The organism is Chloroflexota bacterium (assembly GCA_016875875.1).
Classification (GTDB): domain Bacteria; phylum Chloroflexota; class Dehalococcoidia; order GIF9; family UBA5629; genus 9FT-COMBO-48-23.
Map to the genome: position 1 here is coordinate 223,443 of VGOP01000002.1, position 14,103 is coordinate 237,545.

The following is a 14,103-nucleotide window of genomic DNA, read 5'->3' on the forward strand; positions in this document are numbered from 1 at the left end:
ACCTCAATGCCTAAATGCAATGAAACTTATTCCTGGCTTTAGCGAATGCCGATTTCTCTGGAGATGACGAGCTGCTGGATTTCTGAAGTTCCTTCGGTGATGGTTGACATTCGGGAGTCGCGGAAGTAGCGCTGGACCACGGACTCTTCCGTCAGACCATAGCCGCCGTGAATCTGCATGGCTTCGGCGGTCACGCTTACTGCTACCTCGCTGGCAAAAAGCTTGGCCATAGCTGCTTCTTTCAAGTGTGGCTTGTTTTGGTCATAGAGCCAGGCGGCGTGGAATATCAGCCAGCGCGCTGCTTCTATGTCCATGGTCATTCGTGCCAGTTTGAAGGCATTGGCTTGGAATTTGGCGATAGGTTGCCCGAATTGTACCCTTTCCTGAGCGTATTTGAGGGAAGCATCATAAGCTGCCCGGGCCAAGCCTAGACTTCGGGAGGCGTGGGATATTCTGCCGCCAGTTAGCGATTCCATAACGTAGGGAAAGCCTTTACCTTCTTCACCGATGAGATTTTCTTCGGGTACGGGACAATCTTCGAAGCTTAGCTCCCCTGTTTCACCGGAACGGCCACAAAACTTATGCAGCTTGGCACGGTTGAATCCGGGGGTGCCTTTTTCGACAATGAACAGGCTGACTCCGCCTCTAGACCCTTTGCTTTTGTCCGTATAAGCGGCAGCCAGAACGAAGTCGCAGATATTTCCATTGGTGATAAAGATCTTTGTGCCATTGAGAATGTACTTGCCGTTCTTTTTAGTTGCTGTTGTCTCTATAGCTGCGGCATCGGAGCCGGCGTTAGGCTCGGTAAGCCCGAAAGCGGCTATTTTTTCTCCTTTAATGGCTGGCATTAAGTATTTCTGCTTCTGGTCTTCACTCCCTCGTGCGTAGACAGCAGAGGTAGCAATTCCTCCCTGTACCATGATACCGGCACATATGCCGACGCTGTGGTAAGCTACAGCCTCGACTGAAATACAGTCGCCTACCTTGCCTATCTCGGCGCCGCCATACTTGGCGGGATACCTGACGCAGAGGTAACCTAACTTGCCCATCTGGGGAAATAGCTGGAGGGGGAAGGTGGCTGTTTTCTCAGCTTCCTCAACGAGCGGAGCGATTTCTTTTTCCGCGAAATTACGTATGGCTTCTTGGAACATTTTATGCTCTTCGGAAAGCTCGAAGTCCATTTTTTATTGTCCTCCTTGTATTTGAAAGTAATTGGGCAAACCTTTAATATTGTATAGTAAATCCATGGAAGTTAAAATAGTGTGTTCCTTTGTCATTGCGAGGCGTCCCGAGTGAAGCGAGGGAACAGCCGTGGCAATCTCGTAGTTGAACTGCAGGTATGGCATGGAGATAATTCCAGCCGTTGATATCAAAGGTGGCAGATGTGTCCGGCTGTATCAGGGCGATTACAGCCAGGAGATGGTTTTCTCTGAGGACCCGGTGGCTGTTGCCCTCGACTGGCAGGCTCAAGGAGCTAGTCGGCTGCATCTGGTTGACCTGGACGGTGCTGCCGGTGGTGAGCCGCGTAATATTGCTGTTGTCGAGGCTATAGCAAAACGGGTGAACTTACTCGTGCAGCTTGGCGGCGGTATAAGGGATGAAGCTACGGTGGTCAGGCTGTTAGCTATAGGGATAAATCGCGTGATTCTGGGGACAGTGGCAGTAGAGCAGCCAGAGATGGTGGAAAAATTGTGCCAGAAGTTCGGTGAAGCCATAGTCGTTGGTGTAGATGCCAGGGATGGGCGTGTGGCTACTCATGGCTGGCAGAAGGGCACTGGGATTACAGCTTTAGAGCAGGGCTTGAAGATGGCGGCTATGGGAGTGAGACGTATTATCTATACCGATATAAAACGCGATGGCACACTTACCGAGCCTGGTTTTGAAGCCATAGCCGGGATGGTCAAAGGTTTGAATTTGCCGATTATTGCTGCCGGTGGCATTTCAGCCTTGAATCACTTGAGTAAGCTCAAGGAGATAGGGGTAGAAGGTGCTATTGTGGGCAAGGCGCTTTACACCGGCGATATGAAATTGAGCGAGGCTCTAGCTCTGGGGCTATGAGGAGGGCGGACAGACCTGAAGGTCTATCCATACGTTTGTCTTTTTCTCTGGTGTCATCGCGAGGAGCGTTAGCGACGTGGCGATCTCGGTGAGGGGAACTATGAGATTGCCACGCTTCGCTGGCAATGACGGGGGAGGGTATGTAGGGACAGGTCTTTAGACACGTCCGAAAGTAGAGGGGGAAATATTGCAGCAGCGAAGAAGTTCACCAAGGCTTATGAGTTTTGATTACACAGGGCCTTATGCTTATTTCATCACGTGCTCTACATATCAAAAGAGGCCATATTTTAAAAACAAAGAAATAGTTGATATTGTTTTACCTGTTTTAAGACGGAGCGGTGAACAAAATGACTTTGGTATTTATGCTTACTGTTTCATGCCTGACCATCTTCATCTCTTGCTTTTGGGAGAGAAAGAATCTTCCCTGCATAAATTTATTAGGACGTTTAAGCCAGAAAGCAGTTTTGCATTTACGAGAGCGCATGCTAGTCCTCTTTGGCAAAGGAGCTATTATGACCATGTCCTCAGGAAGGAAGAGGTGCTTGAAGAGGTGGCTTTGTATATACTGAATAATCCGGTGCGGAAGGGGTTAGTGGATGATTATAAGAGCTATGCTTTTGCAGGCTCCTTCATGTTTGATATCAAGGAACTGGGCGGACAGACCTAAAGGTCTGTCCCTACAGATTAGAAAATGTAGGGACAGGTCTTCAGACCTGTCCGATGTCGGATAATAAATAAGGTGGTGTGTGATGTTGAAATTCGATGATAAGGGTCTAATTCCGGTCATAATTCAAGATGCCGATAGCGGCGAAGTGCTGATGTTGGGCTACGCTGATAAGGAAGCTCTGCAGCGGACGCTGGATAGCGGTGAGGCCTGGTTCTACAGCCGCAGCCGACAGGAATTATGGCACAAAGGGGCTACCTCCGGTAGCATTTTGAAAGTGCAGTCCATGGCTAAAGACTGTGATAGCGATGCTATCCTGATTCGGGCTAAACCGGCCGGCCCGGTATGTCACACCGGCAACCGGAGCTGTTTCTTTCAGGAATTTGACAGGAAAGATATCGGCTAAGCTTGATTGTTAGAGGTTAATGGCTCGCCACTATCGGCTTCGATGACTTTTTTCAGCGCAGATAAGGCTGTTTCCAGTTGGTTGTCGTTTGGTTCTCCTGTGGTCATGGTTTGTAATAGAAGACCTGGGGCGAGGAGACCACGTATAAACCAGTTCCGACTATGGTTGGCTCCGAAGCGGATAAACTCATAACCGATGGCGGCGATGACAGGGATGAGAACGATGCGGGACAGAATGCCCAGCCACAGTGGCGGGCGACCCAGCAGGGCGAAGACAAAAATAGAGATAACCAGGACTGCCAACAGGAAGCTGGTGCCGCAGCGGGCGTGGGATGTAGAGTAGTTTTTGACATAATCTATTTCCAGGGGCATCCCGGCTTCGTAGGCATTGACCACCTTGTGTTCGGCGCCGTGATAGGCAAAAATCTTCTTCACATCTGGCATCAGGCTTATCACTTTCAGATAGGCGATAAAGATGCCGATGCGTATGATGCCCTCGACGATGTTGCTGGCTAGGGCTGAGGCGATGTATGGATCGACCAGGTATCGAGTGAGCAGCAGTGGAGTGACAAAGAATAGAGCTACAGCGAAGGCAACGGCGATAACCAAGCTCCCCCACAGCAGCGCTGGAGATATGCCCTTTTCGTCTTCCTCGGCTGCGGCAATCTGGGCGGAGTGAAGCAGGGTTTGAATCCCCAGGGCTAAAGTCTCGATGAGTACTATTATGCCCCTGATGATGGGCCAATTTCTCACGCGGCCTTTGTATAGGTTGGCAAGTGGCTGGCTGGTTACGCTTATCTCACCATCGGGTCGGCGGACAGCGACAGCCACATTCTCCTGCCCTCGTATCATCACGCCTTCGATTACCGCTTGCCCACCGTAATGGAAAGGTTTCTCTTTCATACTTAACTTTTCTGCTGACGTAGGGACAGGCTTTTAAGCCTGTCCGCAGGCGGACAGACCTGAAGGTCTGTCCCTACACTCATCACTTTAGCCCCATCAGAGAAATCCTAGACCCGAGGTTTTAACCTCGGGAACTCGACCCTAAAGAGTCGAGACTCGCTCATAAGATAAGAAATCCTAAATACTAAACCCTAAATCCCAAACAATATCAAAATCCGAATTTGCCAAATTCGAAACACCTGATGGTTTTGGTCATTTGTATTTTGAGTTTGGGATTTGCTTGGTGCTTGGAAATTTGAGATTAGGATTTTCGTGAGATTGTAGGCACAGGTCTTTAGGCCTGTACGTAGATAAGGAGTGTCTCAAATCCGCCTGGTTATTTGGTAAGCTTGTAGCGGCGTTTGAAGCGTTCCACTCTACCGGCGGTGTCCACTATCCTCAGTTCGCCGGTGAAGAATGGATGGCATTTGCTGCATAGCTCCACTTTCAGTGTCTTCCTGGTGGAGCCTGTAGTGAAGGTATTGCCACAGGAGCAGATCACCTTAGCATCGTTGTGGTATTCAGGATGTATTTTAGCCTTCATTTCGTTTGCTCAGCATAAACGCTAGCTTTTTTCCGGTTCTTGGTTGCCGGTTCATATTTGACGGTGCCGTCAATCAGGGCAAACAGGGTGTGGTCTTTGCCTATGCCCACGTTGTTACCCGCGTGAATGCGAGTTCCTCGCTGTCTGACCAGTATGGTGCCAGCATGAACCTGCTGACCGCTGTACCGTTTCACGCCAAGCCTTTTAGACTTGCTGTCGCGCCCGTAGCGTGTACTGCCTCCGCCCTTCTTATGTGCCATTAGCTCTTACCTCCGGTTGTCGCCTTTTTCTTTTGGGTTTTCTTTGGTGCTATCTCCTTGCCGGGTTTAACGATTTCCTTGATTTCCAGTCTAGCATAAAGCTGTCTATGTCCCTTTTTCCGGCGATAGCGCACCTTGGGTTTATACTTAAAGACGATAACCTTGTCGCCTTTACCTTCACCGAGGCAGGTGGCAATTACCTTGGCGCCATCGATGGTCGGGCTGCCGACGATGGTGTCTTCTTCATCGGCGATAAGCAGCACCTTAGAAAGTTCGACATCTTCGCCGTCGGCAACTTCTAGACGGTCAACACTGATCTTTTGGCCCGGGGCTACTTTATATTGCTTGCCGCCGGTTTCGACTATAGCGTAAGTTTGTGTCATTTTCAAAGCAAAGGGTAATTTACCAGATTAGATAGCTGAATGTCAAATTCACCCTCACCTGGCAGCTTAACCCCATAGAGCCTTAGCCGCGTCCTCCAGACCGAGCTCGAGCAGTTTCTCTTTGCTGGGTTTGCCGCTGGCGTCCCAGTCCCTGGCGGCGAGATAATCGTTGCGCAGTGTGGGGAAATCCGCGCTCTTTCCCGCCGTGGGGCCAGCTTCGGGTGGAGGATTGCCGGAAATTCTGCCCGGGACTTTGAAGTCAGCCATGCCTATACCTTCACGGATATTGAACGCCTGCCGTATGTTGGCGATTCTGTCTCCTATTTTCAGCAGGTCATCTATACTGTAGTTCCAGCCTGTGGTCAGGTTTATGAAGTCGGTGAGGGCGCTGGCGGGCATGAAACCCAAACCGAACATGCACAGGCCGGCGCAGCTTATGGCATGCATCAGGTCGCTGCCCATCTTGTTTGCCTGGCCGCGGCCGGCAGTGGACTTGCTGTCGTAAGCGGGAAATTCCAGACCGCTGGCTGGCTTGGTGCCGTAGCTTCCCTGTGTATGGCGGGCTGGCGTGGTATCAAGATAGGCAGTGGCATAGTACAGGTAGCGTTTGGGGTCGTGCATGGGCACTTCTTGGCCTTGGATGTGGATGGCGAACTCTTCGGCTCCTTTGCCTATCTGCTGCGCTGCCCGCTTGACGCCATCGGCTAGCACCTGACCAAAACCCTCTCTCTTTGCCAGCTTCTCGGTCATCTCCACGATGGCTTTGTGGTTACCCCATTTAAGCTCGATGCCATCGGTGTCTTTGTTGCTGATAAGCCCATTTTCGTAGCACTCTATAGCGAAGGCCATTGTGCAGCCGGCGGAAATCGTGTCCAGCCCGTAGCGATTACAGATATCGTTGATCTTTATTATGGACTCGAGGTTGTCGTTCAGGCACATGGAGCCGAAGGCTGCCAGGGTCTCGTATTCCGGCTTGTGCACTTCCGCCGGATAGTTGTATTGTCCTGTGCCTGGCTTCATATGGCCGCCGCAGGCAACGGGGCATTGCCAGCAGCCGTATTTGCGTTCCTGCAGGTTAATCACGCTCTGGTCGCTTATGTCGGCAGCAGTGGTAAAGTCCAGCGCTGTCCCTTGCCAATTCTTGACCGGGGCATCACCGATTTGCACTAATACATTCATACCGGCGCAAGTGCCGAAATTGCGGAATGCCTCAACGGCGCCGCCTAGCTCCTTGAGGTATTTCGTCCTAGCCTCTTTTAGCTCTGACTCATGGGCAATAGGAACTGGCTTATTCCCTCGCACCACTATGGCTTTGAGCTTCTTCGACCCCATCACCGCCCCCAGCCCAGAGCGGCCGGCGGCCCTCCCCTTGTTGTTTATGATGCAGGAGATGAGGGACAGACTCTCTCCTGAAGGGCCGATGCAGGAGATTCGAGCCTCTTTGCCAAGCTCAGCCTGGAGCAGCGACTCCGTTTCCCAGGTGTCTTTGCCCCACAATTTGTCTGCTTTTCTCAGCTCGGCTTTACCATCATCGATTAAGAGGTAAACGGGTGCTGGTGATATGCCGGTGAAGAAAATGGCGTCATAGCCGGCGAATTTCAGGTGTGGTCCGAAATCACCGCCGGAGTTGGCATCACCCCAGGTTCCGGTGAGCGGTGATTTGCCCACCGCCACATATCTCGAGCCGAAGAGGGCGGGAGTGCCGGTGAGAACGCCGGTAACGAATCCCAGCATGGCATCTGGCCCCAAGGGGTCTACTTGAGCTCTCTGACGGCTGAATAATATCCTGGCGCCGATACCGTAACCGCCGAGGAAATTCCGATACAGAGCCTCTTCAACAAGCTCCTCCATTATCTTGGCTTTTGTCAGGTCAACGTAGAGAATTTTACCTAAGTAGCCACCGGCCATTGGTTCACCTCCTGAAGCGAAATCTGGTGCGAAATTTTGGAATGACGGGACAACAAGGTTATTATACAGTTAAGGCTAAAGATGTCAATAATTGGCTCGCCAAGTCAAAAATCAAAAATAAAAAGTCAAAATGGCAACTGAAAATGCAAAAATATTGTGTCTTGCTCAGCTGGTCTGATAACTCAAGGAAAACCTCTGACTCGCCTGTTGAAGTCCTTTCTGAATTTTGACTTGTCATTTTGCATTTTGATCTTTAACTTTTGCATTTTGTCCATCGTTTGACACTGTATCTGGCTTTTTGTTAAACTGCCATTGAAGTGGCTAGGGAATCAGCCGAGACCTTGCCTGCTGAGACTTCAACCAGGGGCCTGGTCGAAATCTTCACCGGTCATGGCAAAGGCAAAACATCAGCAGCTCTGGGAGTGCTTCTACGTGCCCTGGGGCATGGTCTCCACATACATATTGTCTTCTTCATGAAGGGCGATTTCCCCTACGGAGAGCAGAAAATCCTATCCGAACTATCCAATGTTACCGTTGAAAGATTCGGCTTTCAAGATTTCGTTGACCCGGCAAATGTTAAACCGGAGGAGAAAGAAGAAGCTCGAAAGGCTCTGGGGGCTGCCCGAAAAGCTGTGCTCAGCCTGAAAAATGATGTAGTCATCCTCGATGAAGTGAACGTAGCTGTAGCCTGGAAGCTGATTAGTGTGGATGACGTCATAAAACTGATACATGACAAGCCGGAGAAGGTAGAGCTTATACTCACCGGCCGCTACGCTGACCCTAAGCTAATCGAGTTGGCTGATTTAGTCACCGATATGGTCAAAGTGAAGCACCCGTATGATAAAGGGATATTATCCCGCAAGGGGTTTGAATACTGAGATCATCAAATATCAAGGTGTAGGGACAGACCTTCAGGTCTGTCCAATTCGGACGGGTCTTTAGACCTGTGTAAGGGAGATATTGGAGTGTCAGGCCAGCGAAAGAAGGAAGAATTGGAGAAAAAGGCCAACCAGTGGCATGCCCAGGCTCAGAGTTCTGAGGAAAGACAGGATTCCTTTATCACCAACTCTGGGGTTCCTGTTGAACGGCTTTATACACCACTCAACATTGCAGACATGGACTATCTTCGGGACTTGGGTTTTCCCGGTGAGTATCCATATACCCGCAGTGTTCACTACACCGGCTATAGAGGCAAGCTGTGGACGATGCGCATGTTTGCCGGCTTCGGCTGTGCCGAAGAGACCAATGCCCGCTACAAGTATCTTTTAGAGCATGGTGACACTGGGCTGAGCGTTGCCTTCGATTTCCCGACTTTAAATGGCTACGATAGCGATGATCCTGAGGCCAGAGGGGAATTCGGTAAATGTGGTGTGGGCGTCTCATCCTTGGCTGACATGGAGATATTGTTCGATGGCATTCCTGTCGATGAGATAACCACATCTATGACCATAAACGGGCCGGCAGCGGTTATCTGGGCGATGTATCTGGCTAACGCTCAGAAGCGAGGCATCCCTCTGGATAAGTTAGGTGGCACCATACAGAACGATATACTCAAAGAATACATGGCGCAGAACGCTTTTATCTTCCCGCCCAAGCCTTCTATGCGCCTTATTGTTGACACTTTTGAATTCGGCATGAAACAGGTGCCACGCTGGAACACCATCAGCATCAGCGGCTACCATATACGCGAAGCTGGTGCCACCGCTGTTCAGGAGCTGGCGTTCACCCTGGCTGATGGTCTTGCCTATGTTCAGGCGGGCATTGACCATGGGCTGGAGGTGGATGATTTTGCCCCCAGGCTCAGCTTCTTTTTCAATTGTCATATTGATTTCTTTGAGGAAATCGCCAAGTTCCGTGCTGCGCGCCGCATCTGGGCACGGGAAATGAAAGAGCGGTTCAACGGTAGCGAGCGCTCTCAGTGGTTGCGTTTCCATACCCAGACAGCCGGCTGCTCGCTCACCGCACAGCAGCCGGAAAACAACATTGTTCGTACCGCCATTCAGGCACTGGCTGCTGTCCTCGGCGGGACACAATCCCTGCATACCAACTCTATGGACGAAGCACTTGCCCTGCCATCGGAGAAGGCGGTGACCATAGCTTTACGCACCCAGCAGATTATCGCCCACGAAAGCGGAGTGGCTAACACCATTGACCCTCTCGGTGGCAGCTACTTCCTCGAATACCTTACCAATAAGACGGAAAAGGCTGTGTACGAATATTTTGCCAAGATAGATTCGCTTGGCGGCGTTATACCGGCTATAGAGGCCGGCTTCTTCCACAGGGAGATCGCTGACTCGGCTTATCGCTATCAGCAGGAGATAGATAGCAAAAAGCGCATGGTTATCGGCGTTAATGAATATGCTGTGAATGAGCCGATAACCATTCCAATCCTGGAGATGGATAAAGAGGGGGAGAAGCGGCAGCTTGAGCGGCTCAGCCGACTGCGACGCGAGAGGGATAACGAGCAGGTTTCGGTAAAGCTTGAGGCATTACGCCAGGCTGCCCAGGGCAACGGAAATCTCATGCCTTATATTCTAGATGCCGTAAGCGCCTATGCAACTCTGGGTGAAGTCTGTGGCGTATTACGGAAGGTCTTCGGTGAATATCGGCTGCCGGCATTGGTATAATATAAAAGTCAAAAATCAAATATCAAAAATCAAACAAATATCAAAGAGCAAAATGCAAAATGGCAAGTCAAAATTCAAAAATGAATTTAAGGGGCGAGTTTACAAGTTTGCGTTGGAGGTTATCGGATTTGTTGAGCAGTTGTCGAAGGGGCAAGTTTCAACTGTTATTGGTGACCAGCTATTGCGGAGCGCTACAAGTATCGGGGCCAATATTATTGAAGCCAAAAGTGCCTCATCAAACAAAGACTATATTAACTTTGGTAAGTATCCCCCCATAACACGTATAAGTAATAGGGTGTATAATCCTCTTAACAAATTAGTTAGGAGGATGAAAGGGATTATGGCTAACTGGTTTACAACATATGGGGCACTATTCTTCCCTGTGGGGGCAACGCTACTAATTCTCCCTCTTACTCTTGAAATTAGTAGTGGGCCAGCTAATATTCTCATTGCCTTTGGGATTGCCTTTATACTATTAAGTTTGTGTGTTTTGTTTTCTCATTATATCGGCTTCGGGCAGAGGAAAGACGTGATGAAGCCAGATTTCAGGAATTAATGAGAGCAATTCATGGGATAAGAAACGGTTTAACTAAAGGACAAAGAAAGCGGCAAAGGGAAAAGTAAAAATTCAAGGTTTGTAAATGGCAAAATATTTAAGCGACAGCACCTACACGTTGCCTGATAGAGAATGATATACGTGGTGTCAAGGGATACTTACCTTAACTTTTTTACGCATGCTTTGAAATCGGCCAATGAGACGAAATTTTGGTTAGGGCTTCTCAGAGATTCAGGCAAGGCTGAAAGAGAGACAACCGATAGACTTTTGAAAGAGGTGACTGAGCTTTCTAATATACTTGCTACCAGCATTCTAACCTTAAAGGGCAAGAAATGATTTTTGCATTTTTATCTGACATTTTGAGTTTTAACTTTTGATTTTTGATATTGTGAACAATCTTTAGAGGCACAACATATCAACCAAATAGAAGGGGGACAAGATGAAAGTAACTTTAAGCGTGATCAAGGCTGACATCGGCGGCTATGTCGGCCATTCCAGCTCGCATCCTGAGGTGCTGGATAAAGGGGAAAAGTGCATGGCAGTGGCTAAGAAGTCCGGGCTGCTAATCGACTATCATGTTACCAGGTGCGGTGACGACCTCCAGCTGATAATGACTCACCAGCATGGAGAGGAGGATGAGAAAATCCACAAACTGGCCTGGGATACCTTTGTCGACTGCACCAAAATAGCCAAGAAGCTGAAGCTGCATGGTGCCGGTCAGGACATGCTGGCTGATGCCTTCTCCGGCAACGTCAAAGGCATGGGGCCCGGCGTTGCCGAGATGGAAATCGAGGAACGAGAGGCTGAAAGCATCATCATCTTTATGGCGGACAAAACTGCCTCAGGTGCCTGGAACCTGCCCCTGTACAAAATTTTTGCCGACCCCTTCAATACCATTGGTCTGGTTATAGCCGGTAACATGCATGGTGGCTTCTCCTTTGAGGTTCATGACGTAAAAGAGCACAAGAAGATAGTCTTCAATGCCCCCGAAGAAATTTATGACATGCTCGTTTTTATAGGCGCACCCAGCCGCTTTTGCATTAAAGCGGTGTACCATCGGGAGAGCGGTGACATAGCCGCTGTCTCTTCCACTCAGCGCTTGTCTATGATGGCTGGCAGGTATGTGGGCAAAGATGACCCGGTATGCATTGTCCGCTCTCAAGGGCATTTCCCGGCTGTAGGCGAGGTCCTTGAACCCTTTGCTTCTCCCAATATAGTGGAGGGCTGGATGAGAGGCTCGCATAACGGCCCCTTGATGCCGGTAGCCGTCAGAGAGAGTAACCCCACTCGTTTTGATGGCCCGCCCAGGGTGATTGCTGCCGGTTTCCAGCTTGCCAATGGTAAACTGGTTGGCCCACTGGATATGTTCGATGACCCGGCTTTCAACAACGCCCGCCAAGCGGCCTGCGATATCGCTGATATGCTACGCCGTCTCGGACCTTTCGAACCCCATCGTTTGCCTCTGGAAGAGATGGAATACACCACCTTGCCCCAGGTGATGAAGAAGCTTAAAGGAAGACTCAAAAACATTTAGATGCGGAACCCACTCACCTAACCTCTCCCTCGAGGGGAGAGGAATAAGGTGAGGGTGAAGAAATAGTGGCTACATCAAAAGGGAAAAATGTCTAAGTTACTCTTGGCTACCACCAACCGGGGAAAAGCCCGCGAATATCGCCATCTCCTGAGCGGACTCCCCTTCGAACTTGTGACCCCAGATGAGATAGAGATAGATATAGATGTGGAGGAAAACCGTCCTAGCTATGAAGAGAACGCCAGTATTAAAGCTGCCGCATATGCCGGGGCGAGCCATCTTATCACTTTAGCTGACGATTCGGGAGTTGAAGTTGATGCCTTAGGTGGCGAGCCAGGTATCCGCTCAGCTCGTGCTGCTGGTGAAGAGGCCAGCGATAAAGACAGGGTTGAGCACCTTTTATCCAGATTGAAGAATGTCCCTTGGGAAAAGCGGACTGCCCGTTTCAAATGTGTTATCGCCATAGCTACCCCGGAAGGAAGAACCGAGCTATGTCATGGGGAGTGCCAGGGCATAATTGCTTTCGAGCCTGAGGGCGAGAATGGGTTTGGCTACGACCCGGTTTTTTACCTCCCTGAATTTGAGAAAACCATGGCTGAGCTGCCCCTAGAGATAAAGAATCAAATAAGTCACCGTGGCAGAGCTGCTCGTAAGGCATACCGAGTGCTGGAGCGGCTTACGGAGAAAGTCAAACCATGACCGGCCTTTCCGACCCATTTAACCGCCCCATCAACTACCTTCGTATCTCGGTGACTGACCGCTGCAACCTGCGCTGTATTTACTGCCTGCCCCCTGAGGGCATTCGCCTGTTGCCTTATGGTGAGATATTTACCTACGAGGAGATTGCTACGGTTGCCAAGCTGGCTGCTGAGCTTGGTATTAAGAAGGTTAGACTTACCGGCGGTGAACCGCTGGTCAGAGCCAAACTGCCTGAGCTGGTAGCCATGCTAGCCCAGATTGATGGCATTGACGACATCTCGCTGACTACAAACGGTGTTCTCCTGAAGCAGTATGCCGGTGAGCTTAAACGGGCTGGCTTGAAACGGGTTAACGTCAGCCTGGATTCCCTAAAGCAAGATAAGTTTGAACGCATCACCCGCCATCGTAAGCTAAGCGACGTGCTGCAGGGCATAAAAGAGGCTAAAGCTTGCGGGCTGCATCCAGTCAAGGTCAATATGGTGGTCATGCGTGGCATAAATGATGATGAGATTGTGGACTTTGCCAGATTGACCATAACTGAAGGCTGGCATTTACGGTTTATCGAGCTGATGCCCTTTGCCATGGATAACCCGCCGGAGGGGCATTCAACTAGAGGAAAGACCAATGTTCATCCTCAATTTATGTCAGCCGATGAGGTGAAAGAACGTCTGGGCAGTGTGGGAAAGCTGGAACCTAGCCTGCCCATCAGCGGAAATGGTCCGGCTAAATACTTTCGCTTTCCGCAAGCTAGTGGCACCATCGGCTTCATCACGCCGGTTAGCCAGCACTTTTGCTTCAGTTGTAATCGCCTCCGTCTTACTGCCGAAGGTAAGCTACGACCGTGCCTGCTCGGCGACCAGGAAATTGATCTGCGCCAACCACTGCGTGAAGGTGCTTCACCCGAAGAGCTGAAAAAGGTCATCACTGAGGCTATTCAATCGAAGCCGCAAAAGCATCAGCTACAACAAGGTCAGGTCTCTAGAAAACGCCTCATGTCTCAGGTAGGAGGTTGACATGAGTTCATCTTCAGATATTCGGATGGTGGATGTCGGTAGAAAGCCGGTTACTGCCAGGCAGGCTGTAGCCAAGGGCAGAGTTTTGATGCAGGCGGCAACGTTGAAACTGCTCAAACAAGGCAAGTTGCCCAAAGGTGATGTTCTAGCGGCGACTCGAGTCGCCGGCATCATGGCAGCCAAAGAAACCCATCGTCTCATCCCGCTATGTCACCCCCTGCTCATTGAGGATGTCGTTATCGACTTCACCATAGATGAGAAAGCCTCGGCGGTGGAAGTCGCGGCAACGGTTAAAGGCAGCGGCAAGACCGGCTTTGAGATGGAGGCGTTAACTGCCGTGGCCATAAGCGGGCTGACCATTTATGACATGTGCAAGACCGTAGACCAGACGCTACGGCTGGATAATATCCGCCTCATCAAGAAAAGCGGCGGCAAAAGCGGCACCATCTCGCTAGAATAAAGCAGACAGACATTACCGTCAAGTCAAAGATTAAAACTTAAAAATCAAAATGA

General features: G+C 50.2%; 17 protein-coding genes. 11 read left to right on the top strand and 6 right to left on the bottom strand.

Annotated features, from left to right (window positions below; translation table 11 throughout):
- Nucleotides 1–38 precede the first annotated feature (38 nt).
- On the bottom strand, nt 39–1,181 hold the full coding sequence (locus tag FJ023_02545) for an acyl-CoA dehydrogenase (protein ID MBM4446219.1): 1,143 nt from the start codon (nt 1,179–1,181) through the stop codon (nt 39–41).
- Between the two features lie 163 nt (nt 1,182–1,344).
- On the opposite strand from FJ023_02545, the gene hisA reads away from it, so the two are divergent.
- From hisA to hisI, 3 genes are all read left to right on the top strand, one after another.
- Nucleotides 1,345–2,058 carry a 1-(5-phosphoribosyl)-5-[(5-phosphoribosylamino)methylideneamino]imidazole-4-carboxamide isomerase gene (gene hisA / locus FJ023_02550; protein MBM4446220.1) on the top strand — a complete coding sequence of 238 codons (714 nt, stop codon included), beginning with the start codon at nt 1,345–1,347 and terminating at the stop codon, nt 2,056–2,058.
- Between the two features lie 187 nt (nt 2,059–2,245).
- The gene (locus FJ023_02555) at nt 2,246–2,725 is read left to right on the top strand and encodes a hypothetical protein (protein MBM4446221.1); all 480 of its coding nucleotides are present in this window, start codon (nt 2,246–2,248) and stop codon (nt 2,723–2,725) included.
- Between the two features lie 82 nt (nt 2,726–2,807).
- Nucleotides 2,808–3,128, top strand: a complete 321-nt coding sequence (gene hisI / locus FJ023_02560; protein ID MBM4446222.1) for a phosphoribosyl-AMP cyclohydrolase — start codon at nt 2,808–2,810, stop codon at nt 3,126–3,128.
- Here hisI and FJ023_02565 read toward each other — a convergent pair.
- From FJ023_02565 to FJ023_02585, 5 genes are all read right to left on the bottom strand, one after another.
- The gene (locus FJ023_02565; protein ID MBM4446223.1) at nt 3,125–4,030 is read right to left on the bottom strand and encodes a DUF1385 domain-containing protein; all 906 of its coding nucleotides are present in this window, start codon (nt 4,028–4,030) and stop codon (nt 3,125–3,127) included. The genes hisI and FJ023_02565 overlap by 4 nt on opposite strands.
- 376 nt (nt 4,031–4,406) lie before the next feature.
- Nucleotides 4,407–4,613 carry a 50S ribosomal protein L31 gene (gene rpmE, locus FJ023_02570; protein ID MBM4446224.1) on the bottom strand — a complete coding sequence of 69 codons (207 nt, stop codon included), beginning with the start codon at nt 4,611–4,613 and terminating at the stop codon, nt 4,407–4,409.
- Entirely contained in the window at nt 4,610–4,873 is a 264-nt protein-coding gene (locus FJ023_02575; protein MBM4446225.1) for a 50S ribosomal protein L27, read from the bottom strand. Before FJ023_02575 ends, rpmE begins: the two co-directional genes overlap by 4 nt.
- Complete coding sequence (gene rplU / locus FJ023_02580) at nt 4,873–5,256, bottom strand: 50S ribosomal protein L21 (GenBank protein MBM4446226.1); 384 nt, start codon at nt 5,254–5,256, stop codon at nt 4,873–4,875. Before rplU ends, FJ023_02575 begins: the two co-directional genes overlap by 1 nt.
- Before the next feature lie 66 nt (nt 5,257–5,322).
- Nucleotides 5,323–7,164 (bottom strand): aldehyde ferredoxin oxidoreductase family protein, encoded by a 1,842-nt coding sequence (locus FJ023_02585; protein ID MBM4446227.1) that lies wholly within the window; start codon nt 7,162–7,164, stop codon nt 5,323–5,325.
- Nucleotides 7,165–7,505: 341 nt separating this feature from the next.
- Between FJ023_02585 and FJ023_02590 the strand changes: the two genes are divergently transcribed.
- The 8 genes from FJ023_02590 to moaC all read left to right on the top strand — a co-directional run bounded on the left by FJ023_02590 (nt 7,506) and on the right by moaC (nt 14,050).
- On the top strand, nt 7,506–8,042 hold the full coding sequence (locus FJ023_02590; protein ID MBM4446228.1) for a cob(I)yrinic acid a,c-diamide adenosyltransferase: 537 nt from the start codon (nt 7,506–7,508) through the stop codon (nt 8,040–8,042).
- Between the two features lie 81 nt (nt 8,043–8,123).
- Nucleotides 8,124–9,791 (top strand): methylmalonyl-CoA mutase, encoded by a 1,668-nt coding sequence (locus tag FJ023_02595; protein MBM4446229.1) that lies wholly within the window; start codon nt 8,124–8,126, stop codon nt 9,789–9,791.
- 52 nt (nt 9,792–9,843) lie between these two features.
- Nucleotides 9,844–10,347, top strand: a complete 504-nt coding sequence (locus tag FJ023_02600) for a four helix bundle protein (protein MBM4446230.1) — start codon at nt 9,844–9,846, stop codon at nt 10,345–10,347.
- Between the two features lie 132 nt (nt 10,348–10,479).
- A complete protein-coding gene (locus FJ023_02605; GenBank protein MBM4446231.1) occupies nt 10,480–10,683 on the top strand; it encodes a four helix bundle protein in 204 nt (67 codons plus the stop codon).
- 103 nt (nt 10,684–10,786) lie between these two features.
- Nucleotides 10,787–11,881, top strand: coding sequence for a fructose 1,6-bisphosphatase (locus FJ023_02610; GenBank protein ID MBM4446232.1), 1,095 nt, complete (start codon nt 10,787–10,789; stop codon nt 11,879–11,881).
- 87 nt (nt 11,882–11,968) lie between these two features.
- Entirely contained in the window at nt 11,969–12,577 is a 609-nt protein-coding gene (locus FJ023_02615; GenBank protein ID MBM4446233.1) for an XTP/dITP diphosphatase, read from the top strand.
- Complete coding sequence (gene moaA / locus FJ023_02620; protein MBM4446234.1) at nt 12,574–13,590, top strand: GTP 3',8-cyclase MoaA; 1,017 nt, start codon at nt 12,574–12,576, stop codon at nt 13,588–13,590. Before FJ023_02615 ends, moaA begins: the two co-directional genes overlap by 4 nt.
- Before the next feature lies 1 nt (nt 13,591).
- Complete coding sequence (gene moaC / locus FJ023_02625; protein MBM4446235.1) at nt 13,592–14,050, top strand: cyclic pyranopterin monophosphate synthase MoaC; 459 nt, start codon at nt 13,592–13,594, stop codon at nt 14,048–14,050.
- Nucleotides 14,051–14,103 lie beyond the last annotated feature (53 nt).